The sequence below is a fragment of the Nonomuraea longicatena genome (assembly GCF_039525605.1).
Lineage (GTDB): Bacteria > Actinomycetota > Actinomycetes > Streptosporangiales > Streptosporangiaceae > Nonomuraea > Nonomuraea longicatena.
In genome coordinates this window covers 26,580-52,499 of sequence record NZ_BAAAHQ010000040.1, presented here as the reverse complement: position 1 = coordinate 52,499, position 25,920 = coordinate 26,580, and the positions used below count along the sequence as shown (strand labels likewise).

Here is a 25,920-nt window from a genome sequence, read left to right as displayed (position 1 = left end):
CTCCAATGACGTAGGGGCCCCGAAAGAGTAGCGGGGGCCACCGTCAGGAGTGGCCGGACTCGTCTTCTCGCCCGGCCTCTGCCTCGTCGGCCGGCCCTGCGGCGCTCTCGTCGTCGATCAGGTCGAAGCCGAGGTCGTCGAGGATCGGCGAGGTCGGCTCGGCGGGCGGCGGCATGACGGCGGCCTCGGAGTGCGCGCCGCACCCGTGGTCGGCGGAGACCACCTTGCCGTCGTCGGGGGCGAACTCATTGGCGCACACCCCGAACTCCCGCCGGAGGCCACCCGCGAGTTGCCAGTAGAAGCCACAGGTGGAGCACTGCGCGGGCGCGGCGTGTGCGATCGGCGTGTGGGGCCCGTGCTCGCCCGAGTGCCAGCGTCTGGCGGCCCGGTCCCTGCCGATGGCCGAGAGCACACGGGCCCGGCCCAGGCCGTACTCGAAAATCATCTGATGGTCGATCTCGTCGTCGGTGCCCGTGAAGCCGGGTTCGAGACGATCGTCGTCGTCGGAGGTCGGCAGCAGGTCTCCGACACCCAGGTCGCCGGGCCGCAGCCGCTCGCTCCAGGGCAGCCATTCGGGGGCGAGCAGCGCGCCCGCGCCGGGCAGCAGCACGACCTCGCTCACCGTGACCTTCTTGGCGCGCGAGGCGCGTGTCACGGTGACGGCCCAGCGCCAGCCCCGGTAGGCGCGGTCCTGGCAGGCGAAGAAGTGGGTGACGGTCCGGTCGCCCTCGTTCTCGAAGCCGAGGTGCTCGCCGGGCTCACCGGGCCGGGCGAGAGCGAGCGCGGCGTCGCGCGCCAGATCGACCGCGGCCGCACAGGCCTGGTCGGGCGCGGAGACACGGGTCCTGGTGCGGGTCATCGGACCGCCTCCGCCGGAAAGTGCTGTTCGCTCACACCTCATTCTCACCCATGAAGGGACCGGACGGAGCCTTCTGCGCCGATCCCGTCAGCCCGAGGCCGCGTCGAAGCGGGGGGTATTCTCAAAGGTCGCACCGAATCGGGTAAGACTGGTAGGCGTGGCGGAGGGGATGAAGCGAGCACGGACGTTCTCGCAACGCGTCGGTAAAGGGCTGGCCAACGCCGGCCGCGCCTCTGTGCGCGCCTCCCGGGTCACCGCCATCGGCACCAGGCGCGCCGGTTCGGCGACCGCGCGGGGCGCGCAGCGCGTGGGCCTGGCCACCCGGCGCCTCACCCACGCGGGTGGCGCCGGCCGCACCGGCCTCGGCCGCCTGATCGAGTTGTCCATCGGCAACAGCGCGGCCGACGCGCTGGTCACCGTGGCCATGGCGAGCACGGTCTTCTTCGGCGTGCCGGTCGGCGAGGCCCGAGGGCCGGTGGCCCTCTACCTCGTCATCACGATGATCCCGTTCGCGCTGGTCGCCCCGTTCGTCGGGCCGATCCTCGACAAGCTGCGCTCCGGCCGCCGCTACGTGATGGCGGGCACCCTGTTCGGCCGGGGGCTGCTGTGTTTCGCCATGGCGGCCGCGGTCGGCCCCGGCGACCTGGTGACCCTGTTCGCCGGGGCCCTCGGCGTACTCGTGCTGTCCAAGGCGTTCAACGTGTCGCGGGCGGCGATCATGCCGAACGTGCTGCCCGCCGGCATCTCCCTCGTCTCCGCCAACGCCCGCGTCGCCCTGTTCTCACTGGTCACGGCGGGCATCGCGGTCCCCATCTCCGCCGGGCTCACCGCCTGGCTCGGCAGCGCGGTCATGCTGCGCGTCGCGATGGTGGCCTTCCTGCTGGTGGGCGTCTTCGCGGTGCGGCTGCCCAGGCACGTCGACTCCCCCGAACTTGAGGACGAGGAGCAGGAGGGGCGCCCGCCCCGCTGGCGCACACTCCTGAACGTCGGCCCCGCGGTCGCCGAGGCCCTCCTGGCCAACGTGGCCGTCCGGCTGTTCTCCGGGTTCCTGCTGTTCTTCCTGCTGTTCCTGGTCCAGGACCAGAGCGTGCCGTGGATGGCCGACAAGAACACCTTCTTCGACGTGCCGAAGACCATCGGGCTGCTCGCGCTCGCGGCCGGGCTCGGCGGACTGGTCGGCGCGGCCGTCGCCAACTGGACGCGCGACCGCTCTCCCCAGCTGACCGTCCTGTTCACGCTCGGGCTCGTCGGCGTGACGGCGATCGTCTCCGCGGCGCTGTTCGGCATCTGGACGGCCGTCGCCGTCTCACTGGTGGCGGCGTTCTCCCAGGAACTCGGCAAACTCGCCCTCGACGCGATCGTGCAGCGTGAGATCGGCGAGGAGGTGCGCTCGTCCACGTTCGGCGTCGTCGAGGCGATGCTGCAGCTCGCGTGGGTGTTCGGCGGGCTCGTGGGGCTGCTGTTCTCCCTGGTCGACCCCGCCGCCGGATTCATCACGTTCGCGGCCCTCACCACACTCTGGCTGGCCTGGCTGCTGATCCGCCGCCGCACCAGGGTCGGCAGGAACACGGCGAAGGCCCGCGAGCACGCGGCGGCCAACGCCACCACCGTGGTCGACCACCCCCTGCCCGGCGACCCGCCGGGCAAGGTCGATCGCACCAAGCCGCTCACCAACCCCCACGGCTGAGGGCTCAGACGTCGAAGTCGTCCGCCACCGCGCGCAGCACCTGGGCCACCTTCTTGGCGTGCGCCGCCTCCGGCTGCTTGCCCCGCTGGTAGGACGTCGAGACGTCGTCGAGCAGTTTGATCAGGTCCTCGACGATGACCACCATCTCGTCCGGCTTCTTGCGCTTGCCCTTCGGCTTGGGCTTGGCGAGCGTCGGCGGCTGGTCGAGGATGCGCACCGACAGCGCCTGCTGCCCGCGCCGTCCTTCCGCCACTCCGAACTCGACCTTCTGGCCGGGCTTCAGTGGCGCGGCACCGGTGGGAAGCGCGGAGGAATGAACGAAAACCTCACCGCCGTCGTCGCGGGTGAGGAAGCCGAAACCCTTGTCGGCGTCATACCACTTGACCTTGCCACTCGGCACAGGAAGGACCTCGTTAACCGTCGAAATTGTCGAATGGAAGTAGGTTATGCCCCGTGGAGCCCCAGGGCGACCGGGTATTTGCCGGTGAATTACGCCGCTCGCCAGCCCCCGAACCACCCGGCGAACTCGGTCAGATCACCCAGTGCCACGTCAGCTCCATGATCTCGCAGCTCGGCCACCGTGTACGGGCCGGTGGCCACCGTCACGGCCACCGCTCCGCCCGCCCTGGCCGCCTCGATGTCGGCCACATGATCTCCAACATAGGCGGCGGCACCGAAGCGTGCGAGAGCCGAGCCCTTCTCGGAACCGAAGACCGAACCGGCGACCTCGTCGACCTCCAGGCCGAGCCAGGCGATCGTGCGCTCGGCGTCGTGGACGTTCTTGCCGGTGACCACGATGACCCGGCCGCTCGCCGCGCGGACGGCGGCGATGGCCTCGTGCGCGCCCGCCATCACGGTGTGCGCGGGCACGGCCACCTCGGGGTAGATCTCGCGGAACAGCGCCACGGCGGCGGGGATCTCCTCGGGAGGCAGCCAGTGGGCGAGTTCGCGGTCCAGCGGCGGGCCCAGGCGCGAGATCGCGACCTGGCTGTCGATGACCACGCCGAGCCGGCTGGCCACCTCGTCGTACACGGCGGCGATACCCGTACGAGTATCCGCAAGTGTCATATCAAGGTCGAACCCCACAGAAGCATCCACGCTGTGCAGGATGCCAAAGGAAGCTCGCGGAAGGTAATTGAGGGACCACCCAGTGGGGAAGAAAGGAATTACCCATCGCCAAGGAGCCCTCATGTCCGAGCACCCAGGAGACCGGCTGGTGGCCCGATCCCGTCCCCACCGGCCCGCGCGGCCGGAACCGGGCGCCGAGGCGGGCGTGCGCCGGCAGGTGGTCGGCCTGCTCGTGTGGGCGGTGCGGGCGGCCTCGCGGCTGGCCGCCCTCGTCATGACCCTGTACGCGCTGTTCACGGTGTTCGGCGCCAACCCGGACAACGTCTGGCACCGCTTCGTCGAGGGTCTGGCGGGCCTGCTGTCCCTGGGCTTCGAGGGCCTGTTCCGGCTCGCGGACCCGCGCTGGGAGGCCCTGGTCGATTACGGCCTGGCGGCCCTCGTCTGGCTGGTCCTCGGCTCCATGGTGGCGAGCCTGGTCCGGCGGGCCGCGCCCTGACGACTACGCTCGTCGCGGAGGTATCAGGAAAGACATGACCAGATCCACACGCGGGCGGATCATCGACGAGTCCCTGCGACTGTTCGCCGAACGGGGCTACGCGGCCACCTCCGTGGCCGAGATCGAGGCCGCGGCCGGACTGTCGCCCGGCGCCGGAGGGCTCTACCGGCACTTCAAGTCGAAGTACGAGGTGCTCGCCGCCGCGCTCAACGAGCACGCCGCCCGCACCCGCACCCAGATCGCGGAGAGCCTCTCCAGGCTCGACGACCTCGCCGGGGCCGACCTGGAGACCCGCCTGGCCCACCTATGCCGCGCGGGCCTCGCCAAGGTCCGCGAGGAGAACGAGCTGACCCGGGTCTTCTTCCGCGACCTCAGCCAGTTCCCCGAACTCGTCGCCGTGGTGCGCGAGGGGCTGCTGCAACCCATGCTCGACGCGATCGTCACGTGGTTCCGCGCCCAGCCCGAGTACATCGGCGCGGACGCCGACTGGAGCGGCGTCTCCGCCGTGCTCGGCGGCGCGGTCGTCCATTTCCGGCTCTTCCAGGAGATCGTGGGCGAGTCGCCGGGCCACACCGAGAAGGAGCAGTTCGTGGCCGCCTGGGTGCGCCTGGCCGCGGGCCTGCTGCCCAGCCCGCTGCCCGCCACCCGGTAGGACCGCCTCCTGCCGCAGGCCGGCGCGGCATACCATGGCAACGATGGAGTTCACCGAGTGGATCAGGGGGCGCACCGACGCACAGCTCAGGGCGCTCGTCTGCGCGCGGCCCGAGCTGATCACCCCGGTGCCCGCCCATCTCGACGGGCTGGCCTCGCGCGCGGGCAGCCCTTCCGCCATCGGCCGGGTCCTCGACCGGCTCGACCGGTTCACCCTCGCGGTCGTCGAGACGCTGGCCGTCCAGGCCGGGCCGGTCTCGAAGGCGCGGCTGCGCAGGCTGCTGGGCCGCGCGCTCGCCGAGGGCAAGCCGGAGCCCGAACTGAGCCGGGCGCTCGACCGCCTCTCCGAACTGGCCCTGGTCTACGGCCCTGACAACGCGCTCGACCTCGCCCCCGGCGTACGCAAGGTGCTCGAAGACCCTGCGGGGCTCGGCCCGCCGGTCGCCGACGCCTTCCGGCACCATCCGCCGGAGCAACTCGCCGACCTGGCCGACGAGATCGCGCCCGGCACCTCGGGTTCTGGCAAGGAACGGCTGGCCGCCGCGCTCGCCGAGCCGGGCAAGCTCATCGAGGAGATCTCCCCCGAGGCGCGTACCGCCCTCGAACAGCTCGCCTGGGGTCCGCCGACCGGGCGCGTGCCCAACGCCCGCCGCGAGGTGCGCCTGGCCTCCGCCCGCTCCCCCATCGAGGAACTTCTGGCCAGGGGCCTGATCGCGGCCGTCGGCGAGGAGACGGTCACCCTGCCCCGCGAGGTCGGCCTGCACCTTCGCGACGGCCGTGTCCACCGCGAACTTCACGCGAGCCCGCCCGGCCTCGACGGCACCGCCCGCGACCCGGCCCTGTCCGACCGGACGGCCGCCGGTCAGGCGTTCGCGTTCACCCGCTCGGTCGAGGAACTGTGCGAGCGGTGGAGCGCCGAGCCGCCCGGCGTGCTGCGCACCGGCGGTCTCGGCGTGCGCGACCTGCGCCGCGCCGCCACCGACCTCGACCTGCCCGAGTGGGCGGCGGCGCTGGTCGTCGAGGTGGCCCACGCCGCCGCGCTGGTCGACACCGGCGGCAGCGCGGAGAGCGAGTGGCTGCCCACCGGCTCCTACGACCTGTGGCGGATCCGGCCGACCGCCGAACGCTGGGCCGCCCTGGCCGCCGCCTGGCTGCACATGGACCGGGTGCCCGGCCTGGTCGGCTCCCGCGTCGGCCACGGCCAGGACCGCGACCGGCCGTTGAACGCCCTCCACGCCGACCTGCGGCGCACCGCCGCGCCGGTCGTCAGGGAGGCGGCGCTCGGCATGCTCGCCACCGCGCCCGGCCGCGCGCCGTCCCAGGAGGCGATCCTCGAACGGCTGGTCTGGGAGCAGCCGCGCCGCAGGGGCCCGCTGCGCGAGCAACTGGTCGGCTTCACCCTGCGCGAGGCCGAGCAGGTCGGCGTCACCGGGCTCGGCGCCCTGTCCGGCCACGGCCGCGCGCTGCTCGCAGCGGGCGACCCGGCCCGTCTGCTGGCGCCGCTGCTGCCCGAGCCCGTCGACCACGTACTCCTCCAGGCCGACCTGACCGCCGTCGCGCCCGGCCCGCTCACCAGCGACCTCAACCGCTGGATGACGCTGTGCGCCGACATCGAGTCCAAGGGCGGCGCCACCGTCTACCGCTTCGGCGAGAGCTCGATCCGGCGGGCCCTCGACGCCGGTCACGGCGCCGAGGAGCTGACCGCGATGCTGGCCCGCCACTCGGCCACGCCCGTGCCGCAGGCGTTGTCGTACCTGGTGGCCGACGTGGCCAGGCGCCACGGGCGCATGCGGGTCGGCACCGCGAGCGCCTACATCCGCTGCGACGACCCGGCGCTGCTCGACCAGGTCACCGCCGACCGCAGGGCCGCCGCGCTGCTGCTGCGCCGCCTGGCGCCCACGGTGATCGCCTCGCGCTCGTCGCGCACGGTGCTCGTCGACTCGCTGCGGGCGATGGGCTACGCGCCGGTGGCCGAGTCCCTCGACGGCGACGTGCTGCTCAGCCGGCGCGAGAGCAAGCGGTCGGAGGCGACCGCGCAGCCCCGGCCGGCCGGACCCACCGGGATCGACCCGGAACTGGCCGCCGCCGCCGTACGCGCGCTCCGCGCGGGCGAGGCCGCCCACCAGGCCCGCCGCGAGCCCGTGGCGGCGCCGGAGGGCAGCGTGCCGCGCGGGCCCGCCACGGCGACCGTCGCGGCGCTGCAGGAGGCGATCAGGTCCGGCACGCGGGTGTGGATCGGCTACCTCGACTCGCAGGGCAACGCGACCTCGCGCATCCTCGAACCCGCCCGCATGGAGGGCGGCTACCTCACCGCCTACGACGAGACCAGAGCGGCCGTCCACCGCTTCGCCCTCCACCGCATCACCGGCGTCGCCGACGTGTCTTGACGCCACCTCATGATCGCGAAAGGTTGGGAGCATGACCACGCTCGGGCGGCTGGCGGAGGAGTCCTGGGACCGGTTCGGCGACCACGACGCCGTGTTCTACGACGACGCCTGGCACCGCAGGCACACGCTCGCCGAGCGGGCCAGGCGGGTCTGCGGCGGGCTGGTCGAGGCGGGGGTACGCCCCGGTGACCGGGTCGCGGTCATGATGGCCACCTCGCCCGAAGTGGCGGTGGTCTACCAGGCGGTGTGGGCGGCGGGCGCGGCCGTGCTGCCGGTGATCGCCCTGGCCGGTCCGGACGAGGTGCGCCACATGCTGGCCGACAGCGCGGCCACGGCCGTCGTGACCTCGCCGGAGCTGGCCGAGACCGTGCGCGCGGCCGTCCCCGGCGGCGTCCGGGTCTTCGTCGGCACCGGGGAACTCGCGGCCGGGGCCGAGCACGGCCTCGTCGAGCGCGATCCGGGCGACCTGGCCGCCGTGATGTACACGGGCGGCACCACCGGCCGGGCCAAGGGCGTACGGCTCAGCCACGCCGGGCTCTGGCACGTCGGCCGCGCCGTCTTCACGACGTCCCACCAGGAGGGACTGAACCTGGGCATCGTGCCCGTCCCGCTGTCGCACGCGTACGGACTGATCGTCACCGTCGCCGAGATGCACGCCACCGAGCCCCAGCAGGCGGTGCTCATGCGGTGGTTCGACCCCGGGGAGTTCCTGGCCCTCGCCGCCGCGCACCGCGTCCGTTTCGGCACGGTGGTGCCGACGATGCTGCGGCTGCTGCTGGCCGAGCCGCTGGAGGAGCACCCGCTGCCCGACCTGGCCTATCTCACGTGCGGCGCCGCCCCGCTCGGCCGCGACACGCTGCTGGAGTTCGAACGGCGGATGCCCGGCACGCAGATCCTCGAAGGCTACGGAATGACCGAGACGAGCGCGGTCGCGACCTTCAACCCGCCCGGCCGGCGCCGGGTCGGCAGCGTGGGCCTGCCGCTGCCCGGCTACTCCCTGACGATCCGCGACCAGGACGGCGGCGAGGCGGAGACCGGCGACGTCGGCGAGATCTGCGTGCGCGGCCGGTCGCTGATGCTGGGCTACTGGGGCGAGCAGGACGTGGACGGCGGCGAACTGCGCACCGGCGACCTGGGCCTGCTCGACGACGACGGCTACCTGTACGTCGTCGACAGGAAGAAGGATCTGATCATCAGGGGCGGCTTCAACGTCTTCCCCCGCGACGTCGAGGACGCGCTCGACCGCCATCCGGACGTCGTCATGTCCGGCGTGGTCGGCCGGGCTGACCCGAAGCTCGGTGAGGAGGTCGTCGCCTTCGTGCAGTTGCGCCCGGGAGCCGAGGTGAGCGCCGAGGACCTGGTCGGCTGGGCGCGCGAGCGGCTCGGCCGGGTGAGGTACCCCCGCGAGGTACGCGTCGTGGACTCGATCCCGGTTACGGGCGCGCTCAAGCTCGACCGCAGGAGCCTGCGCGCACAACTGTGACGGACGGGGCACTGGGTACTCTGTACCGTCATGTACGACCCGAACCAGCCGTACGGCAACAATCCACACCAACCCCCGCCCTCATACGGACCGGGATACCCGGGTCACGGGCAGCGCCCGCCGGGCCCCACCCCGGACGGCCAGCGGACGAACGCGATCGTCTCGCTGATCCTCAACCTGCTGTCGCTGGTCGCGTGCTGCAATATCTTCGGCATCGGCGGCGCGATCCTGTCGGGCCTCGCACTGGGCCGCGCCCACGCCGCCCCGGAGCGCGCCAAGCTGCTCAACGTCTGGTCGTGGGTGCTGTTCGGCGGCGGCCTGGTGCTCTCGATCGGCACCATCATCGTCCTCGGCGTGAACGGCGCATTCGACGAGTAGCCGGGTTCCGGGACTGTTCCGGCGCTCGTTTGTGTTGGATAAGGGTCAGCCATCGAAGGGGGGAGCCAGTGAACGACGGTCCGCTCATAGTCCAGTCGAACGGTACATAAACGCACACCTCATGGCAAATGGCTCTCAGCGCCCCCACCTGCAACGTCAGATGCCCCGCCACGAGGGTCCGTCGTGGCGGGGGCCGTCGCTCCTGGTCCGGTCACGGAAGAGGTCCCGATGGCGCTTTCGCTTTGCCGCGCCTGTCGCCGAGGGCCGGGCGGTGGACCGTGGAGCGGCGTGGTCGGCCGTGCGGGAGCTTGCCCGAGGAAGGTGGGCGTCCGGCCAACCGCACGACTAGCGGCGGAGCCGCTGGGAGGGGGTTTCCGGGAAGGCGCTTGCTTGCCCAGGGCCGCTAACAGGTCGTTCAGGTCGTCCGCGACGAGCACGGGGAGTAGGCCGCGCGCGTACTCCCCGGGCGTCAGGGCCTTCCTGCGGGCCGCAGCGACGCCTATCGCCAGATCGGGGAAGATCTCCCACTGCGACCCGTACTCGGCCTTCAGCTCGTCCCACGTCACCGCAGCCCATCCCCTTTGAGAAGCTCGCGCCTGCATGACTCGCGTGCGTCCAACTGCGTCACCGTGATCCCCTCAGCGCGGGCGACTTCCCGGCGCAACACGTCCAGATTCGGGCCACCCACCACGTTGTCCGTGTTGCCTCCGGGCGCTCGCCGGAACGCGATGAAGCCCCCACCGGCCGCATCCATCACAGTCCAGCCGCTGATCCGGCAGGGTTGAGGCAGGTCCCACACCGCCATTGCCGAGTCACCGCCTCTCCGTGTTGACGCGAGTGCTCCCGAACCGCCGGTACGTCATCCCGCCCCCTCCCGCTGCGTCGGCACCTGGTCGAGGTGCAGGGTGTTGGGCCGCTTCTCCAGAACCCCGAACTCCTCGGCCAACTCCAAGAACGCGTCGATGCCGGTCCCGTCTGGCCCGTCGTAGTCGGCGATCCCGCGCGCGATCATCCAGGCGCGGTACTCCTCCCGCGTCCACGCGGGCCGGGGAGCGGGCGGACGGTCCGCGCTCGGGCCAAGCGCTTCGAGTTCTTCCCGCGTTAGCTCGTCAACGGCCGTTAGCGGGCGCGAGAAGCCCGCGAGTGTGCCCGCTGACGGGTAGCAGGTCATGCGACTGCACCCGATGACTTGTCGGCCACCGGCGGGCTAGCAGGGGCTTCGTGAAGTGATGTCGCACGCGCGGAGGTCATAGGGCGACGGTAGAAACCCGAGCCTCACAGGTCCACAAAGTTGCTAGTTGTTGCTACAAATCGCGCAACATCTCATGGATCACATCCCGAGACGACTCGCCATACACGGCTTGCTGGGCGTAGTGATCGAACACCTTCGCGTAGACGGCAATCTCTCCGGGGCGCTCAATCTTCAAGATCGCGGAGAACGTCTCGACTTCAACGCAGGCGTCATCCGTGATCCAGAATTCACACAGAGCCATGTAATGCCGGACCCTCGAAGGCAAGATCCCTAGCCGTACTCCGGGGAGAGCTTGAGCCTCCAACAGATATTCGAGCTGAGATCGCATCACGTCCGCCGGGACCACACCCGGAGCTAGAGCGCTCTGCATGATCACGAAGTGGAACAACTTCCCCGATCTGAGAAGTTGGCCGCGTTCCATCCGAAGATCCACGGTAGGTTCCACGTCGGCAGGGTGACCCATCATCTCGGCAATGTCCACCAGTAGGGCCGTGGCATACTCCCTCGTCTGGAGCACACCCGGAATCAGGGAGGTTGTGAATGATCGGAACCGATGCGTCTGCCGCTCGCCTTCCAGCAACTCCCGCTGATACCGAGCCGTCCCCGATCGATGGAGCCTTCGCAGCTCCAGATACATCCGCTCAATACTACGGATACTCGCCAAAAGGTCCGGCAACTCCGATTGAGCCTGGCAGTGGAAGCACCACAGCTCCAGGTCCGCCTTGGTGAGCACGGTACGACCATGCTCGATCTTGGAAATTCGCGTGAAATGCCAGCCTGCCAGGGCTGCGAGCGTGCGCCCCGACAGACCGGCATCTCGCCTGATTTCCCTGAGCCTGAGCCCCAAGGCTTCACGAGCTTGACGTACGGACGAACTGGACACGTCTACCCGGGCTTGTACTCGCCATGCGGGATACCAACCGCCCAGACCGCCTCAAACGCCGCGAGACACAGCGATATCGCATCCGAGTCACGAGTCGTCTCCGTACTCGCCCACTCTCCATCTCCGGTGAAGTGGTTAAAGACCACCATGGACTTGTCGAACAACCAGAAGTCGTTACCCGGAAGCGTAAGACGCGACGCCTGGCGACGCGGCAACCAGCGGACTTCTTCACCCGCTCTGATATTGAACGGCGTACCCGCGTACTCGTACCGAATGTATTCGGTAACCGGCTCCGACACGATTCGGGCACGCCGGACCCTCACGCCGCGACTGGTGGTCTCTCGCATGAGATCTAGCCACCACTCGCGGTCTCGCTCGTCTGACGCCGGGTCGTACTCCCCTGCCCGCCATTGAATGATCTGTTGCTCTTCCTCTGGGACCGAATAGACGTCTCGGAGTTCGAGGTGAACGGCCGCGTCCTGGGTATCCCTGAACATGGCTATCCAGTCATCACGTGTCAGTTCCTCCACTGCGGGCCTCCGGGAAAAACTTCGCGAGGGTCTTGGGGATGCGGACAACGATCTCACCGTCTGGTACAGCCAGCTCCTCCAGTAGCGCTCCGTCTTCGACGGGATACCCCTGAACGATGTAGTCGGTGCCATCTTCGTACAGTCGCGGCGACCCGTTCACTCCTGAAGGGCCACCGAGCAAGCGTAGAGCCATGATCCTGCCTCCGCCATCCGTGTTGCCGACTGTTGCCCAACGATGTGATGGTGAAACGACTCGGCCGAACCGTCAACCCCCTCCACGCCCGTAAACGACGAAAGCCCCGGCCCTCCGCGTGGGAGGACCGGGGCAGCGACAGGACACAAGTCCGTGACCCGTACCCGACCAGGAGAGCAGGTCCACAGCGAGAGACCCGCCGCGTCGGCGTCGCCTACGCGACGACCTTCATCGGAATGGACTGACGAACGTCGAGCTGGGTCGCACCCACGTAGGCGTGCACCACGGAGACGCTCGACAGCGTGTCGATCTTCGCCGCCCGCGTGTACCGGAGCGCGTAGCCGTTGTGCGCGGAGGTCTCCGACTCCGCGCCGACCATCGGGGCGGGCGCGACCACAGCCAGCGCGAAGGCGTCGCGCGTGAAGGCGACCGCGCCCGTGATGTACGGAGACACATACACGTTGAAGCCGTACAGCCGCGTGAGCATGCCGTCCTTGATCACCTCGGGCGACCCTGCGGCGGCGGTGTTCATCACCTCGGGCATCTGAAGGAGGATCTCCTCCAACTCCGGCCCGACGACCAGCACACGACCACTGGTGGGGACCTCCCGGGTCGTGAACGTCGCGGCGGCCTTGGCGACTGCGGCCAGCGGCTTGGCCTTGGAGATCGTGACAGTGCTCGCCGCGGTGGCCTCGTTCATCGTGGCCGCGACGGCCTGCTCGACCCCGGACGCGACACCGGAGGACTGCGGGGCGAGCACCTGCGCCCCGAAATCGGCCAGAGACAGCGTGAGATCGTCGTCGGACAGCTCGACGGCGGTATAGAGCCGCTTCGTCAGCTTGACGGGCACACCGAGTTCGTTGATCTCCGTCGTCGTGATGGGAGTCCCCTTGATGAACTCCTTCACGTCCAGCCGCTTGGGAACGCGGACACGGACGGTGTCCCCGACCCCGCCGCGAAAGGACGTCTGAGAGTCCCTGTGGACGAGACGGCCGAGAATGGTCTGACGCTCCAGCAACGCGAGCGTGAGAGCGACGACGGAATCAATCTGAAGAGTGTTCGCCAAGACGGCGTGTCCTTCCGGGTCGGGAGACCCCGCGTCGGCGGGGCGAGGGTTGGGCTCAATCCGCGTGGCGGCGCTTGAGAAGGGCGGCGGCGAGCTTCAGCGCACGCGCGAGGATCCGCCCTTCTACTGGTCACGGGCAGATGCACCACACACGCCGGAGCCCCAGACCCGTACACGGGCAGATCTGCTATCGCTGCCGGTACGGAATCCCCCGGACGGGGGGACCTCCCCCACCCCTTGCGCGGCGAATGAGTGCGAGTGACCCCGGGGATACCCGCTGGCCGGAGCCTCGCAAGGCCCGTTGCCCTCGTCTCGTTGCCGGTCGGCACGGCGAACGTGGACGCCCACGCTACATATGCGCGTGCCCTGGGTACATGCGCGTGTTCCGGGCAGGGGTGGGGGTGTCGCGATAGCGAGGCATTGCCACACCTCTCGGAGGTGAGCGCACGCGAGGCGAAGCACTATGACGGTATGACGGTTCGTAACCCTCATTCGGCATTACGTCCTATATGTGTAGATGCAGACCGGAATGTATGTGCTCTACCGTCATACCGTCATAGATAGATCACACACTGAACCCCCGCGAACACACAGCGTTGAGTGTTAGCCGAAGGTTGCTCACAACACGATCACAGTCCGCCAGACGGACTCAGCCCCGAGGGCGCGTAGGGGGACGAGTCGAGACCGCGACGGGGGCAAGCGCCCGTCCACACATCCCGCCCGTACCCCTTCGACACGGCATCGAGAGGCTCCCAGAACGACGCAAGGGCCGCGCCCCCGAAACGGGGAGCGCGGCCCTTGTGTTGCGTACAACGGGTCAAATGTCGCTGTCGGCCATCTCAGCCGTGATGTCTTCCAAGACCGCCGTCAGTTCGGCGTCATCACCGCGCGACGCGGCACGGCGTAGACGCCCTTCTTCGCCGAACCACACGGAGAACCGTCGAGGGTCCACCGTTTTCCCGCTTGTGGCTGCCGGAGCGACCTCTACGAAAGCCCCCGCGCTCAGCAGGAGATCGCGCTTACCCTCCACGCCCGAACGCGCCCACACCTCTCCGAACGTCTGCCCCGTGTGGACATGCTCCACCCCGCCAGGCTTGGCGTTGGCCTGCATGTCACGAAGGTTGGCGAGACGCCCTTCCATCTCCGAGTAGAGCTTTGCGAAGCGAGTCGCCCCATCCTGCCCGGAGAACACTCCGCGCTCGTAACGGTCTCTCTCCAACTCGCTCAACGCTTCCTCAGCCTGCCGGATCTCAGCGCGGTAGTCCTCGCCTGCATATGTCCGTTCCTCCACGATCTCGATGCCTCCGAACTCCTTCTGGAAGCGCTCGATGACGTGATCCTCTACGGCCTTGGCTGCGATCGACGGGCCAACGCAGGGGATAGCCCCAGCGCGCTGACGCTTCTTCAACGCCCCGATGCACCGATACCGAATGCGCCCACCGGAGACGTACGCGTACATCCTGTTGACGCACACAGCACAGACGATGATGCCTCGAAGGAGGGTGGTACCGGCCCGGCGTCGGTCGTCGGGAAGCTTTCGTCTCGCCAACTCATCCTGTACAGCCTGCCACGTGTCGAGGCCCATTACAGGTGGTCGGCCGACGAACGGCAAACCATCCGTGCCCTTGATCACTTCGCCGTCTTCGATGATGTGCCCAAGCAAGTGCGGGGAGGACAGGACACTCCGGGTAGTAGTCGAGTACCACCCATCCGACTTGCCACGACTGGGGCGCTTCCCTGTCCCTGTGGATCGCGACGGATGTCCGGGTGACGGCACCCGGCGATCGGTGAGATCCCGCGCGATGGCGATCAAGGATTCCTTCGCGAGCACACGCGAGGCGATCTCACGGAGGATCTCGACTTCATCCGGGTTGATCTCCAGCACCCGGCCGGAACCGTTCGGGTTCGGGACGGAGCGGTAGCCATACGGCACCCGTCCCCCGGTCCAGCGCCCCTCACGGCGGAGATGTTCGTGGGCGCTCGCGACGCGAAGACCGATGGTCACCGCTTCCAACTCCGCGAAGATGGCGATGACCTTCGCCATCGCTTCACTCACCGGGTTGGTCAGGTCGAGTGGTTCCGTCGCGGACGCGAGGGCAACACCCTGCTCCTTGCTTTGCTTCATGATCTCGGCGAAGTCCACGAGCGATCGGGACAACCGGTCGATCTTGAAGAAGACCACCACGTCGATCTCGGCGAAGCGATCCATGATTCGCTTGAGCCCTTTGCGGTCCAGCCCGCCGGAGAAGCCGGACACGTCGATGTCCTCTTCGACCATCACGACCTCCCAACCGTTCCGCTTGCAGTACGCGCGGCAGTCGGCAAGCTGACGCTCGGGCGAGGTTGATTCGTCGGTCTCCCGCGAGAGTCGTACATAGATGGCGGCTCGCAGGTCACGAGCGGTTCCCGTGCTGGCGGCCTTACGACGCACACGAGGGAGCGCGCGGACAGGGTGTTCCGGCAGCGCGGAATGAGCTTGGGGGGTAGCTTCGTTCATGTCTTGGGCATCCTAACTGGAGGTGTGCGTGTCCTGCTTGATCGTCCAGTCGGACAAGACCCTGCTGCTTGAGGTCGACCATGCCGGCGCCGACGTCTGCCGCAAGGCGATCGCGCCGTTCGCCGAGCTCGAACGCGCGCCCGAGCACGTCCACACCTACCGCATCACCCCGCTCGCCCTGTGGAACGCGCGGGCCGCCGGCCACGACGCCGAGCAGGTCGTCGACGCCCTCATCGGCCACAGCCGTTACCCGGTGCCCCACGCGCTGCTGGTCGACATCGCCGAGACGATGGCGAGGTACGGCAGGCTCAGGCTGGAGAAGGACCCGGCGCACGGCCTGGTGCTGACCTCGACCGACCGGGCCGTCCTCGAAGAGGTGCTGCGCTCGAAGAAGATCCAGCCGATGCTCGGCGACCGGCTCGGCCCCGACTCGGTGGCCGTGCACCCGAGCGACCGGGGCAACGTCAAGCAGGCGCTGCTCAAGCTGGGCTGGCCCGCCGAAGACCTCGCGGGCTACGTGGACGGCGAGGCCCACCCGATCCGCCTGCTGGAGGACGGCTGGGAGCTGCGCACCTACCAGCGTGACGCCGCCGAGGCGTTCTGGCACGGCGGCTCCGGCGTCGTGGTGCTGCCGTGCGGCGCCGGCAAGACCATCGTGGGCGCCGCCGCGATGGCCCAGGCCCAGGCGACCACGCTGATCCTGGTCACGAACACGGTCAGCGCCCACCAGTGGAAGAGCGAGCTGATCCGGCGCACGTCGCTGACCGAGCACGAGATCGGCGAGTACTCAGGCACCAAGAAGGAGATCCGCCCGGTCACGATCGCCACCTATCAGGTGATGACGACCAAGCGGAAGGGCTCCTACGCGCACCTGGAGCTGTTCGACGCCCGCGACTGGGGCCTGATCGTCTACGACGAGGTGCACCTGCTGCCCGCGCCCATCTTCCGCATGACCGCCGACCTCCAGGCCAGGCGCCGGGTGGGCCTGACGGCCACGCTGGTGCGCGAGGACGGCCGCGAGGGCGACGTGTTCTCCCTGATCGGCCCCAAGCGCTACGACGCGCCCTGGAAGGAGATGGAGAACCAGGGCTGGATCGCGCCCGCCGACTGCGTCGAGGTCCGGGTCACCCTCTCCGACGCCGAGCGGCTGGCGTACGCGATGGCCGAGTCCGACGAGAAGTACCGGTTCTGCGCCACCACGCCGTCCAAGACGGCGGTGACCGAGGCGCTGGTCCGGCGGCATCTGGGCGAGCAGGTGCTGGTCATCGGCCAGTACATCGACCAGCTCGACGAGCTCGGCGAGCACCTCAACGCGCCGGTGATCAAGGGTGAGACCCGGGTGAAGGAGCGCGAGCGGCTCTACCAGGCTTTCCGCGACAAGGAGATCCAGGTCCTGGTGGTGTCGAAGGTGGCCAACTTCTCCATCGACCTGCCGGAGGCCGCGGTGGCCATTCAGGTGTCCGGCACGTTCGGCTCGCGTCAGGAGGAGGCCCAGCGGCTGGGCCGGGTGCTGCGCCCCAAGGCCGACGGCGGCGGCGCCCGCTTCTACACGGTGGTCAGCCGCGACACGGTCGACCAGGAGTTCGCCGCGCACCGGCAGCGGTTCCTGGCCGAGCAGGGGTACGCCTATCAGATCATCGACGCGGACGACGTCCTGGAGGTCTGAAACCCGGCCGCGTTCGCGCGGCCGGGCTCCACCTGGCGTTCAGGTCCACGAAACGCGATCAGGTCCACGAGACCCCGCGGGCTGTCGACAATCGAACCACCCCCCTCAATCACACGCCAGCAGCGACATACCCGATGATCCCCTATTTGCACCTTAAATGCCCGTTTCTTTGGGCATTTTCGCTCACGGGGCGGGGGTGATCAGATGACCCCCCAGGAAGAGCACGCTCTCGGCGACGATCCAGGTGGCCACCGCAGAACCCATGTACAGCGAGAACGTCCGCTGGTCGCGCCGAGGGGCGGGCATCAGCCAGGCGGCGGCCGTACACACTGTGGCGAGGACCGCGAAGAAGGCCGAAAACCCCGCGATCCCCTCAAGCTGCTGCGTGCACTCCGGCGGGCCCGCCGGGCAGAACGCCGCCGCGCTCCAGCCCGCGAACACCGACAACGCCCACAGCGCCGCCAGCAGGACGCTCGCGACGGTCGGGACGACAGGGGAGACACGCAGCCGCACGACCTTACCCGTACCCCCGGAAATCGCTTTGGAAGCCTGTCGGTGCGGCCGTTAAACTGGCCGATTCGCTACCGGTTACCACCCTTCCGATTCCGACAGGAGGCGCTTCCGCATGCCCGCACACCAGCTGGCACCCGACATACCCGCCAACGCCGTACTCAGTGCCGAGCAGAGCCATCTGGCGCAGTCCAGGGCCGCACTCCAGGCGATGCGCGAGCACGCGCAGTCCCTGTCCGCCGACGCGGCGGGCGACTGGGTGTCGCAGCAGGTCCTGCAGTCGCTGCTCGACCAGCGGGTGGCGGCGCTCGCCGACCACCCGGACACCCCGCTGTTCTTCGGCCGCCTCGACCGCGAGGGCGGCGACGACCTGCCCGGCACGATCTACGTCGGCCGCCGCCACGTCCACGACGGCAACAGCCGCGCACTCGTCATCGACTGGCGGGCCCCGGTCTCCCGCGCGTTCTACCAGGCCAGCCCCACCGAGCCGCTGGGCGTCGTACGGCGCCGCCGCTTCGGCTACCACGGCGGCGCCCTCACCGCCTTCGAGGACGAGCACCTCGACCAGGGCGCCGAGCTGGGCCCGTCGAAGATCCTCACCGAGGAGATCGAGCGGCCGCGCACCGGCCCGATGCGCGACATCGTCGCCACCATCCAGCCCGACCAGGACGAGATCGTCCGCTCCGGGCTCGGCCACACCGTGTGCGTCCAGGGGGCGCCGGGCACCGGGAAGACCGCCGTCGGCCTGCACCGCGCCGCCTACCTGCTGTTCACCCATCGCGATCGGCTCGCCCGCTCCGGAGTGATGATCGTCGGGCCGAACCGGGCCTTCCTGTCCTACATCTCCTCGGTACTGCCCGCGCTCGGCGAGGTCAAGGTCGACCAGACGACCGTCGCCGACCTGCTCGGCGCCTCCGACCACCCGGAGGACCCCCGCGTGGCCGCGCTCAAGGGCGACGCCAGGATGGCGGAGGTCCTGGAGCGGGCACTGTGGCTGCACATCGCCAAGCCCGAGGAGGGGCTGGTCTACACGCGGGGCGCGCACCGGTTCCGGGTGGCCGACCATGAAGTGCGCGAGATCGTGGCCTCGCTGCGCGGCACCACCCGCTACGGGCCCGGCCGGGTGGCCATGGCCCAGCGGCTGGCCCACCAGGTGCTGGTGCGCATGGAACAGCGCGGCGACTCGCCCGACGACCGGGTGCAGGATGCCGTCGCCCGCTCCAAGCCGGTCAAGGCGCTGGTCGACGCGGTGTGGCCGAAGCTGACCCCGGCGCAGGTGCTGTTCCGGCTGCTGTCCGACTCCGAGTTCCTGGCCCGTGCCTGCCACAAGAGCGCCGTCACCGCCGAGGAGCAGGCCGCGCTGTTGTGGGCCAAGCCGTACCGGGGGTGGAAGTCGGCGCGTTGGAGCGCCGCGGACGCCGCGCTGCTGGACGAGCTGGCCGACCTCATCGAGCGCACCCCCTCCCTCGGCCACCTCGTGGTGGACGAGGCGCAGGACCTGTCGGAGATGCAGCTCCGGGCGCTCGGGCGCCGCTGCCGCAACGGCTCGGCCACCGTCCTCGGCGACCTCGCCCAGGGCACCACTCCGTGGTCCACGACGTCCTGGGAGGCCGTGCTCACCCATCTGGGCCAGGACAGCGGCTCGGTCACGGAGCTGACGCTGGGCTTCCGCGTGCCGCGCGAGGTGCTCGACTACGCCGCCCGGCTGCTGCCCTCCGTCGCTCCCGGCCTCGCCCCGCCGCGCTCGCTGCGTCCCGGCACGGGCTCCCTGTCCGTACGGCAGGACGCCCCGCTGGCCGACACCGTCCGCGACCTCCTGACCAGGGACGGCTCGATCGGGCTGATCGTCCCCGACGCCCGGGTGGGCGAGATCTCGGCGGAGTTGTCCGGACTGCCGCACGCGGTGCTCACACCGGACAGCACCGGCGAGGAGCAGCGCCTGCTCGTCGTGCCCGCGACGCTGGCCAAGGGCCTGGAGTACGACCACGTCGTCGTCGTGGAGCCCGCCGACATCGTGGCGGCCGAGCTGCGGGGCCTGGCCCGCCTCTACGTGGTGCTGACCCGGGCGGTCAGCTCGCTGACCGTCCTGCACGCCAAACCGCTGCCCGCCCAGCTCGGCTGACGGGCCCGGAACACAGAAAACGGGCGGACCCTGCCGGGCCGCCCGTTTTCTGTGAAGGACTTAGAAGTCCATGTCACCGCCGGGCATGCCACCCGCCGGAGCGGCCGGGGTCTTCTCCGGCTTCTCGGCGATGACAGCCTCGGTGGTCAGGAACAGCGCCGCGATGGAGGCGGCGTTCTGCAGTGCCGAGCGCGTCACCTTGGTCGGGTCGAGAATGCCCGCCTCGAACATGTTGACGTAGTCGCCCGTGGCCGCGTTGAGGCCCTCGCCCGGGGTCAGGTTGCGGACCCGCTCGACGACGACGCCGCCCTCAAGACCGGCGTTGACCGCGATCTGCTTCAGCGGCTCCTCCAGCGCCTTGCGGACGATCGCCGCACCGGTCGCCTCGTCGCCCGACAGCTCAAGCTTGTCGAACGCCTTGGTGCCCGCCTGGAGCAGAGCCACGCCACCACCGGCGACCAGGCCCTCCTCGACGGCCGCCTTCGCGTTGCGAACGGCGTCCTCGATGCGGTGCTTGCGCTCCTTCAGCTCGACCTCGGTCGCCGCGCCCGCCTTGATGACGGCCACGCCACCGGCCAGCTTGGCCAGGCGCTCCTGCAGCTTCTCACGGTCGTAGTCGGAGTCGGTGCGGTCGATCTCCGCACGGATCTCGTTGACCCGGCCGGAGATCTGGTCGGCGTCACCGGCGCCGTCGACGATCGTGGTCTCGTCCTTGGTCACGACGACCTTGCGGGCGCGGCCGAGCAGGTCGAGGGTGGCGTTCTCAAGCTTGAGACCGACCTCCTCGGCGATGACCTGGCCGCCGGTCAGCACGGCGATGTCGTTGAGCATTGCCTTGCGGCGGTCGCCGAAGCCCGGGGCCTTGACGGCGACGGACTTGAACAGGCCGCGGATCTTGTTGACGACCAGGGTCGCCAGGGCCTCGCCCTCGATGTCCTCGGCGATGATCAGCAGCGGCTTGCCGGACTGCACGACCTTGTCGAGCAGGGGCAGCAGGTCCTTGTTGGCGGAGACCTTGCTGTTGACGATGAGGATGTACGGGTCTTCGAGGACGGCCTCCATGCGGTCGGGGTCCGTCACGAAGTACATCGAGGTCATGCCCTTGTCGAAGCGCATACCCTCGGTGAGCTCAAGCTCCAGGCCGAAGGTGTTGCTCTCCTCGACCGTGATGACGCCTTCCTTGCCGACCTTGTCCATCGCCTCGGCGATGAGCGTGCCGATCTCGGTGTCGGAGGCCGAGATGGAAGCGGACGAAGCGATCTGCTCCTTCGTCTCGACGTCCTTGGCGAGCTTGGACAGCTCCTCGCTGACCCGCTCGACCGCGGCCTCGATGCCCTTCTTCAGCGCCATCGGGTTGGCGCCGGCGGCCACGTTGCGCAGACCCTCGCGCACCAGCGCCTGGGCGAGCACCGTCGCCGTCGTCGTGCCGTCGCCGGCCACGTCGTCGGTCTTCTTGGCGACTTCCTTGACCAGCTCGGCGCCGATCTTCTCCCACGGGTCCTCGAGCTCGATCTCCTTGGCGATCGAGACACCGTCGTTGGTGATGGTGGGAGCGCCCCACTTCTTCTCCAGCACGACGTTGCGGCCCTTGGGACCCAAGGTCACCTTGACGGCGTCGGCGAGCTGGTTCATGCCGCGCTCGAGACCGCGCCGGGCGTCCTCGTCAAACGCGATCATCTTGGCTGCCATAAGGCTAGACCTCCCAGATGCAGGGTGGCTTCTCAAGGACCGAGCCGATGCCCGCGACGGCACCGGGCCTGCATCTCCGTGCGGCAGGCCCCGATCGTCTCGATCCGGTTGGCACTCACCTGCGGGGAGTGCCAACGAACTGTTTAGCACTCTACCTGGTCGAGTGCAAGCGAGAGCCACCCTGCCGCAGGTCAGGCCCGACCTCCGGGGAGATCGGACCTGCCCTGTGAGTCGAGGAAAGGTGTGTGGCAGTTCCGTACGGACTGCGCTGCCGTACGTGCTGCCGGTTGGTACCAGCTACGCGGTTCAGACAGTACGGACTGACTCCGCCTGCGGCCCCTTCTGGCCCTGCGTGATCTCGAACTCAACCCGCTGGCCTTGCTCGAGAGAACGATACCCGTCCATCAGGATCGCGGAGTAATGGACGAATACATCCTTTCCACCGTCGACCGCGATGAAGCCGTAGCCCTTGTCCGCGTTGAACCACTTGACGGTGCCCTGCGCCACTTCCGACTCCTCTTACTGGGTTCAGGACCCCACCCATTCCTTTGTGAGATCCACGAGCGCCCGCCTTTTCCGGAAAACTGGCAGACGATCGCCCTCGACCATACCTGTGGCATGCCGTTGGGCAACAGAGTCAATCGGCAAACTGCAGATTTCATCCTTTGAAGAGTTGAATTTTCCAGAAATGACAAGGGGCACTCCCGTTCGGGAGTGCCCCATCGACAGGGGGTTGGGGGGTCAGCCGCCCGCGACCGCCGGTATGATCGAGATCTCGGCGCCCTCAGGGGCCGCCGTGTCGAGTCCGTCGGCGAATCGGACGTCCTCTTGCCCAACGTAAACGTTGACGAAACGTCGAATCTTGCCCGATTCATCCAGAATGCGGGCGCCGATCCCGGGGTAGTCCGCGTCCAGCTTCTGAAGGACCTCGCGAAGCGTCGAGCCCTCGCCGCTGACTTCCGCGTTACCCCCAGTGTACGTGCGCAGAATGGTGGGAATCCGCACAGAAACGCTCATGCTAAAACTTCCTTTCAGGTGCTCAGATCGCGCGGAACGCGTCGAGGGAGGGGCGGATGACCGCGCTGGGTGCGGCGATCGACGACACCGCGTCAAGGGTCTTGAGGCCGTCACCGGTGTTGAGCACGACGGTCTCGGCCTCCGGGTCGAGCGTGCCCGCTTCGACGAGCTTCTTCAGCACGCCCACGGTCACCCCGCCCGCGGTCTCGGCGAAGATGCCCTCCGTCGCGGCCAACAGCTTCACCGCATCCACGATCTCGGCGTCGGTGACGTCCTCGACGCCCCCGCCGGTACGGCGCGCGATGTCCAGCACGTACGGCCCGTCCGCCGGGTTGCCGATGGCCAGCGACTTGGCGATGGTGTCCGGCTTGACCGGCTGCACCACCTCGTGCCCCGCCTTGTAGGCCGCCGACACCGGCGAGCACCCCTGCGCCTGCGCCCCGAAGATCTTGTAGGGGGTGTCCTCGACCAGCCCGAGCGCCACGAGCTCCTTGAAGCCCTTGTCGATCTTGGTGAGCTGCGACCCGGAGGCCACCGGGATGACGATCTGCTCGGGCAGCCGCCAGCCGAGTTGCTCGGCGATCTCGTACGCCAGCGTCTTGGACCCCTCCGCGTAGTAGGGCCGCAGGTTCACGTTGACGAAGCCCCACTTGTCGCCGAGCGGGTCGCCGATGAGCTCCGAGCAGAACCGGTTGACCTCGTCGTAGGTTCCCTCGATGCCGATCAGCCTGCCGCCGAACACCCGGGCCATCGCGATCTTGGCCTGTTCGAGGTCGGCGGGGATGAACACGCAGGCGTCGAGCCCGGCGCGGGCGGCCGCCGCGGTGACGGCCCCGGCCAGGTTGCCGGTGGAGGAGCAGGAAAGCGTGTGGAAGCCGAAGGTGCGGGCCGCCTCGACGGCGATGGCCACCACCCGGTCCTTGAAGGAGTGGGTGGGGTTGCCCGAGTCGTCCTTGACGTGCAGCGAGCGCAGTCCGAGTGCGCGCCCGAGGTTGTCGGCCCTGACCAGGTTGGTCCAGCCGGGGTTCATGTTCCGTTTGGCCGCCACGTCGGCGGGCACCGGGAGCAGCGCCCGGTAACGCCAGATGCTGGTGGGTCCGGCCGCGATCTGCTCGCGGGTGACCGTACCGAAGTCGTAGGCCACTTCCAGTGGCCCGAAACACTCCAGACACGCGAAGCTGGGGCCGAGGTCGTAGCGGGCGCCGCACTCGCGGCAGGACAGAGCGACAGCGGGACCGAATTCAAGCGACACGAAGCGAGGCCTTCCCTCATCTTCGTCTGCGGCCACCTTGACCACAGACCGGAATTGGCACCTTGTCCCGGTCGGCCTCGCCCTGTCGCGAGTCACAAGCCGGGAGGGTTGCCGGGGCTTCGCAGGGCCGGTCCCTCCACCCCTCTGGATGAGCAATATGGAGTTGTTGAAATGGACTCTACCTGGTCAAGACGGACAGCTAACCACCTGTCTCGCCAGATGAGACCTACCGTCTCACCGATAATCCTCGCCGAGGAGTCCCTGCACGTGCTTCCGAGCCTGGTGGATGCGTGATTTCGCGGTGCCGAGCGGGATACCTAGCTGTTCGGCCACTTCGTTGTAGTCGAGTTGGACGATGTCACGCAGCACCAGCGCCTGCGCCAGGTCCGGCTTGGCGGCCTCCAGCGACTCCATCGCGTCGAGCAGGTCGAGCCGCGACCCGGCGATCACGCTCACCCTGCGCACGTCCGGCCGCTGCATCGGCAGTTCGTCGGAGGTCTGCTCGGCCGCCCGGCGCTTCAGCGACCGGTACGTCGTGCGCGCGCAGTTGGCCGTCACGATGTGCAGCCACGTGCTGAATCTCGCCCTCCCCTCGAAGCGGCCGATGTTGCGCGCCACGGCGAGGAGCGTGTCCTGGCAGGCCTCCTCGGCGTCCTGGTGGTAGGGCAGGATCCGGGCACAGTGCCGCAGCACGTCCGGTTCGATCCGTCTCAGGAGCTCGCCGAGCGCGCGGTGGTCTCCACCGGCCGCGGAGCGGGCGAGTTCCTCGGTCAGCTCATCAAGCGCCATAGCGGGATCCTATGAGCGGAGGGAAGCTCAATGAACAACATCCTGGTCGCCTCCAACCGGGGTCCTGTCTCCTACACATGCTCCGAGCAGGGCGAACTCACCGTGAGACGGGGCAGCGGCGGTCTGGTTTCCGGCCTGTCGGACACCAGCGGCGACGACCTGCTGTGGGTGTGCGCGGCGATGTCGGAGGCCGACCGGCAGGCCGCGCGCGGCGCCCGGAAGGGCCGCCTCGACCCGGCGGGCCACGGCCGGCTGCGCATGCTGGACCTGCCGCCCGCGACCTTCGATCGCGCCTACAACGGCGTGGCCAACTCCACCCTGTGGTTCGTCCACCACCTGCTCTACGACACACCCGTGAGCCCGCGCTTCGACGCGGCCTTCCGGCGCGAGTGGGCCGCCTACCGCGACTACAACGAGGCGTTCGCCTCGGCCCTGGCCGAGGAGGCGGCACCGGAGGCCCGGGTTCTGGTGCAGGACTACCACCTCACGCTGGTCCCCGCCATGCTCAGGTCCGCCCGGCCCGACCTGCGCGTCGCCCACTTCAGCCACACGCCGTGGGCCCCGCCCGAGTACTTCTCGCTGCTGCCGGACGACGTCGCCGCGCAGGTGCTGGGCGGCATCCTGGGCGCCGAGCACGCGGGTTTCCTCACCGCGCGCTGGGCGCGGGCCTTCACCGACTGCTGCGCGAACCTGCTCGGCGCGCAGACCGACGGCAGAGGCGTCACCCTCGGCGGCAGGACCACCCGTCTCGGCGTCCACAGCCTGGGCGTGGACGGCGAGGCGCTGTGGCGCCGCGCCCACGAACCCGACGTGGAGACCTGCCTCGCGGCCCTCAGGGAGCAGGTCGGCGACCGGCGGCTGATCGTCCGCATCGACCGCGCCGAGCTGTCGAAGAACATCGTGCGCGGCCTGGCCGCCTACCGCGAGTTCCTCGCCGCCCACCCCGAGTGGCACGGCCGGGTGGTCCACCTGGTCTTCGCCTACCCCTCCCGCCACGACCTGCCCGGGTACCGCGCCTACACGGCCGCCGTGCGGCAGGCCGCCGAGGAGATCAGGCACGAGTACGGCACCGCCGACTGGGACCCCCTGGTCCTCGACCTGGCGGACGACTACCCCCGCAGCCTGGCCGCCTACCGGCTGGCCGACGTGCTGGTGGTCAACCCGGTCCGCGACGGCATGAACCTGGTGGCCAAGGAGGGCCCGGTGCTGTCGCGCCGCTGCGCGCTCGTGCTCTCGCGCGAGGCGGGGGCCGCCGCCGAGCTGGGCGCGGACGCGCTGGTGGTCAATCCGTACGACGTGCTGGAGACCGCGCGGGCGCTGCGCATGGCCCTGGAGATGCCGGAGGACGAGCGGCTGCGGCGCGGCGCCCGGCTGGCCACGGCGGCGACGAGCCTGCCGCCGAGACGATGGCTTGCCGCGCAGCTCACCGCCCTGACTTAATACGC

23 protein-coding genes and 1 riboswitch are annotated in these 25,920 nt (G+C 69.3%); of the genes, 9 read left to right on the top strand and 14 right to left on the bottom strand.

What is annotated here, in order from left to right:
* Window positions 1–43 precede the first annotated feature (43 nt).
* Window positions 44–859, bottom strand: coding sequence for a DUF3027 domain-containing protein (locus ABD120_RS30915; RefSeq protein WP_343953717.1), 816 nt, complete (start codon window positions 857–859; stop codon window positions 44–46).
* 169 nt (window positions 860–1,028) lie between these two features.
* On the opposite strand from ABD120_RS30915, the gene ABD120_RS30910 reads away from it, so the two are divergent.
* Window positions 1,029–2,546 carry an MFS transporter gene (locus tag ABD120_RS30910; protein ID WP_343953716.1) on the top strand — a complete coding sequence of 506 codons (1,518 nt, stop codon included), beginning with the start codon at window positions 1,029–1,031 and terminating at the stop codon, window positions 2,544–2,546.
* 4 nt (window positions 2,547–2,550) lie between these two features.
* Here the strand turns inward: ABD120_RS30910 and ABD120_RS30905 are convergent, their stop codons facing one another.
* Both ABD120_RS30905 and ABD120_RS30900 read right to left on the bottom strand, forming a co-directional pair.
* A complete protein-coding gene (locus tag ABD120_RS30905; RefSeq protein ID WP_343953715.1) occupies window positions 2,551–2,946 on the bottom strand; it encodes a cold-shock protein in 396 nt (131 codons plus the stop codon).
* A gap of 89 nt (window positions 2,947–3,035) precedes the next feature.
* Entirely contained in the window at window positions 3,036–3,632 is a 597-nt protein-coding gene (locus ABD120_RS30900) for an HAD family hydrolase (protein ID WP_343953841.1), read from the bottom strand.
* 103 nt (window positions 3,633–3,735) lie between these two features.
* On the opposite strand from ABD120_RS30900, the gene ABD120_RS30895 reads away from it, so the two are divergent.
* From ABD120_RS30895 to ABD120_RS30875, 5 genes are read left to right on the top strand one after another with little or no spacing between them, the layout of a single operon-like run.
* Window positions 3,736–4,110: a hypothetical protein gene (locus ABD120_RS30895; protein WP_343953714.1), complete on the top strand. Its 375-nt coding sequence runs from the start codon at window positions 3,736–3,738 to the stop codon at window positions 4,108–4,110.
* A gap of 34 nt (window positions 4,111–4,144) precedes the next feature.
* A complete protein-coding gene (locus ABD120_RS30890; protein ID WP_343953713.1) occupies window positions 4,145–4,762 on the top strand; it encodes a TetR/AcrR family transcriptional regulator in 618 nt (205 codons plus the stop codon).
* Between the two features lie 43 nt (window positions 4,763–4,805).
* Window positions 4,806–7,148 carry a helicase-associated domain-containing protein gene (locus tag ABD120_RS30885; protein ID WP_343953712.1) on the top strand — a complete coding sequence of 781 codons (2,343 nt, stop codon included), beginning with the start codon at window positions 4,806–4,808 and terminating at the stop codon, window positions 7,146–7,148.
* Between the two features lie 31 nt (window positions 7,149–7,179).
* Window positions 7,180–8,631 carry a class I adenylate-forming enzyme family protein gene (locus tag ABD120_RS30880; protein WP_343953711.1) on the top strand — a complete coding sequence of 484 codons (1,452 nt, stop codon included), beginning with the start codon at window positions 7,180–7,182 and terminating at the stop codon, window positions 8,629–8,631.
* Between the two features lie 30 nt (window positions 8,632–8,661).
* The gene (locus ABD120_RS30875) at window positions 8,662–9,009 is read left to right on the top strand and encodes a hypothetical protein (RefSeq protein ID WP_343953710.1); all 348 of its coding nucleotides are present in this window, start codon (window positions 8,662–8,664) and stop codon (window positions 9,007–9,009) included.
* A gap of 859 nt (window positions 9,010–9,868) precedes the next feature.
* Here the strand turns inward: ABD120_RS30875 and ABD120_RS30870 are convergent.
* The 5 genes from ABD120_RS30870 to ABD120_RS30850 all read right to left on the bottom strand — a co-directional run bounded on the left by ABD120_RS30870 (window position 9,869) and on the right by ABD120_RS30850 (window position 15,430).
* Window positions 9,869–10,021 carry a hypothetical protein gene (locus tag ABD120_RS30870; protein ID WP_343953709.1) on the bottom strand — a complete coding sequence of 51 codons (153 nt, stop codon included), beginning with the start codon at window positions 10,019–10,021 and terminating at the stop codon, window positions 9,869–9,871.
* A gap of 292 nt (window positions 10,022–10,313) precedes the next feature.
* On the bottom strand, window positions 10,314–11,108 hold the full coding sequence (locus ABD120_RS30865; protein ID WP_343953708.1) for a helix-turn-helix domain-containing protein: 795 nt from the start codon (window positions 11,106–11,108) through the stop codon (window positions 10,314–10,316).
* Between the two features lie 38 nt (window positions 11,109–11,146).
* Window positions 11,147–11,674, bottom strand: a complete 528-nt coding sequence (locus ABD120_RS30860) for a DUF6879 family protein (RefSeq protein WP_343953707.1) — start codon at window positions 11,672–11,674, stop codon at window positions 11,147–11,149.
* 407 nt (window positions 11,675–12,081) lie between these two features.
* Window positions 12,082–12,933, bottom strand: coding sequence for a major capsid protein (locus ABD120_RS30855; protein ID WP_343953706.1), 852 nt, complete (start codon window positions 12,931–12,933; stop codon window positions 12,082–12,084).
* A gap of 817 nt (window positions 12,934–13,750) precedes the next feature.
* Entirely contained in the window at window positions 13,751–15,430 is a 1,680-nt protein-coding gene (locus tag ABD120_RS30850; RefSeq protein ID WP_343953705.1) for a recombinase family protein, read from the bottom strand.
* Between the two features lie 28 nt (window positions 15,431–15,458).
* Here ABD120_RS30850 and ABD120_RS30845 point away from each other — a divergent pair, with 28 nt between their 5' ends.
* Window positions 15,459–17,096 (top strand): DNA repair helicase XPB, encoded by a 1,638-nt coding sequence (locus ABD120_RS30845; RefSeq protein WP_343953704.1) that lies wholly within the window; start codon window positions 15,459–15,461, stop codon window positions 17,094–17,096.
* A gap of 183 nt (window positions 17,097–17,279) precedes the next feature.
* Here the strand turns inward: ABD120_RS30845 and ABD120_RS30840 are convergent, their stop codons facing one another.
* Entirely contained in the window at window positions 17,280–17,609 is a 330-nt protein-coding gene (locus ABD120_RS30840) for a hypothetical protein (protein ID WP_343953703.1), read from the bottom strand.
* Between the two features lie 112 nt (window positions 17,610–17,721).
* Here ABD120_RS30840 and ABD120_RS30835 point away from each other — a divergent pair, with 112 nt between their 5' ends.
* Window positions 17,722–19,728, top strand: a complete 2,007-nt coding sequence (locus ABD120_RS30835; RefSeq protein WP_343953702.1) for a HelD family protein — start codon at window positions 17,722–17,724, stop codon at window positions 19,726–19,728.
* Between the two features lie 60 nt (window positions 19,729–19,788).
* Here ABD120_RS30835 and groL read toward each other — a convergent pair whose 3' ends face one another.
* The 5 genes from groL to ABD120_RS30810 all read right to left on the bottom strand — a co-directional run bounded on the left by groL (window position 19,789) and on the right by ABD120_RS30810 (window position 24,475).
* Window positions 19,789–21,417, bottom strand: coding sequence for a chaperonin GroEL (gene groL / locus ABD120_RS30830; RefSeq protein ID WP_343953701.1), 1,629 nt, complete (start codon window positions 21,415–21,417; stop codon window positions 19,789–19,791).
* 306 nt (window positions 21,418–21,723) lie between these two features.
* Window positions 21,724–21,924 (bottom strand): cold-shock protein, encoded by a 201-nt coding sequence (locus tag ABD120_RS30825; protein WP_043633553.1) that lies wholly within the window; start codon window positions 21,922–21,924, stop codon window positions 21,724–21,726.
* 234 nt (window positions 21,925–22,158) lie between these two features.
* Window positions 22,159–22,434 carry a MoaD/ThiS family protein gene (locus ABD120_RS30820; RefSeq protein ID WP_343953700.1) on the bottom strand — a complete coding sequence of 92 codons (276 nt, stop codon included), beginning with the start codon at window positions 22,432–22,434 and terminating at the stop codon, window positions 22,159–22,161.
* A gap of 22 nt (window positions 22,435–22,456) precedes the next feature.
* On the bottom strand, window positions 22,457–23,686 hold the full coding sequence (thrC, locus tag ABD120_RS30815; protein ID WP_343953699.1) for a threonine synthase: 1,230 nt from the start codon (window positions 23,684–23,686) through the stop codon (window positions 22,457–22,459).
* 13 nt (window positions 23,687–23,699) lie between these two features.
* A riboswitch (SAM riboswitch) is annotated at window positions 23,700–23,841 on the bottom strand.
* A gap of 79 nt (window positions 23,842–23,920) precedes the next feature.
* Window positions 23,921–24,475 carry an RNA polymerase sigma factor gene (locus ABD120_RS30810; protein WP_343953698.1) on the bottom strand — a complete coding sequence of 185 codons (555 nt, stop codon included), beginning with the start codon at window positions 24,473–24,475 and terminating at the stop codon, window positions 23,921–23,923.
* Between the two features lie 30 nt (window positions 24,476–24,505).
* Between ABD120_RS30810 and ABD120_RS30805 the strand changes: the two genes are divergently transcribed.
* Window positions 24,506–25,915 carry an alpha,alpha-trehalose-phosphate synthase (UDP-forming) gene (locus ABD120_RS30805; protein WP_343953697.1) on the top strand — a complete coding sequence of 470 codons (1,410 nt, stop codon included), beginning with the start codon at window positions 24,506–24,508 and terminating at the stop codon, window positions 25,913–25,915.
* Window positions 25,916–25,920: the final 5 nt, after the last annotated feature.

Coding starts and splice junctions, on each gene's coding strand:
- ABD120_RS30805 (WP_343953697.1), top strand. CDS start 24,506: ATGAACAACATCCTGGTCGCCTCCAACCGGGGTCCTGTCTCCTACACA.
- ABD120_RS30850 (WP_343953705.1), bottom strand. CDS start 15,430: ATGAACGAAGCTACCCCCCAAGCTCATTCCGCGCTGCCGGAACACCCT.
- ABD120_RS30885 (WP_343953712.1), top strand. CDS start 4,806: ATGGAGTTCACCGAGTGGATCAGGGGGCGCACCGACGCACAGCTCAGG.
- ABD120_RS30875 (WP_343953710.1), top strand. CDS start 8,662: ATGTACGACCCGAACCAGCCGTACGGCAACAATCCACACCAACCCCCG.
- ABD120_RS30915 (WP_343953717.1), bottom strand. CDS start 859: ATGACCCGCACCAGGACCCGTGTCTCCGCGCCCGACCAGGCCTGTGCG.
- ABD120_RS30835 (WP_343953702.1), top strand. CDS start 17,722: ATGCCCGCACACCAGCTGGCACCCGACATACCCGCCAACGCCGTACTC.
- ABD120_RS30910 (WP_343953716.1), top strand. CDS start 1,029: ATGAAGCGAGCACGGACGTTCTCGCAACGCGTCGGTAAAGGGCTGGCC.
- ABD120_RS30895 (WP_343953714.1), top strand. CDS start 3,736: ATGTCCGAGCACCCAGGAGACCGGCTGGTGGCCCGATCCCGTCCCCAC.
- ABD120_RS30880 (WP_343953711.1), top strand. CDS start 7,180: ATGACCACGCTCGGGCGGCTGGCGGAGGAGTCCTGGGACCGGTTCGGC.
- ABD120_RS30890 (WP_343953713.1), top strand. CDS start 4,145: ATGACCAGATCCACACGCGGGCGGATCATCGACGAGTCCCTGCGACTG.
- ABD120_RS30820 (WP_343953700.1), bottom strand. CDS start 22,434: ATGAGCGTTTCTGTGCGGATTCCCACCATTCTGCGCACGTACACTGGG.
- groL (WP_343953701.1), bottom strand. CDS start 21,417: ATGGCAGCCAAGATGATCGCGTTTGACGAGGACGCCCGGCGCGGTCTC.
- ABD120_RS30870 (WP_343953709.1), bottom strand. CDS start 10,021: ATGATCGCGCGCGGGATCGCCGACTACGACGGGCCAGACGGGACCGGC.
- ABD120_RS30810 (WP_343953698.1), bottom strand. CDS start 24,475: ATGGCGCTTGATGAGCTGACCGAGGAACTCGCCCGCTCCGCGGCCGGT.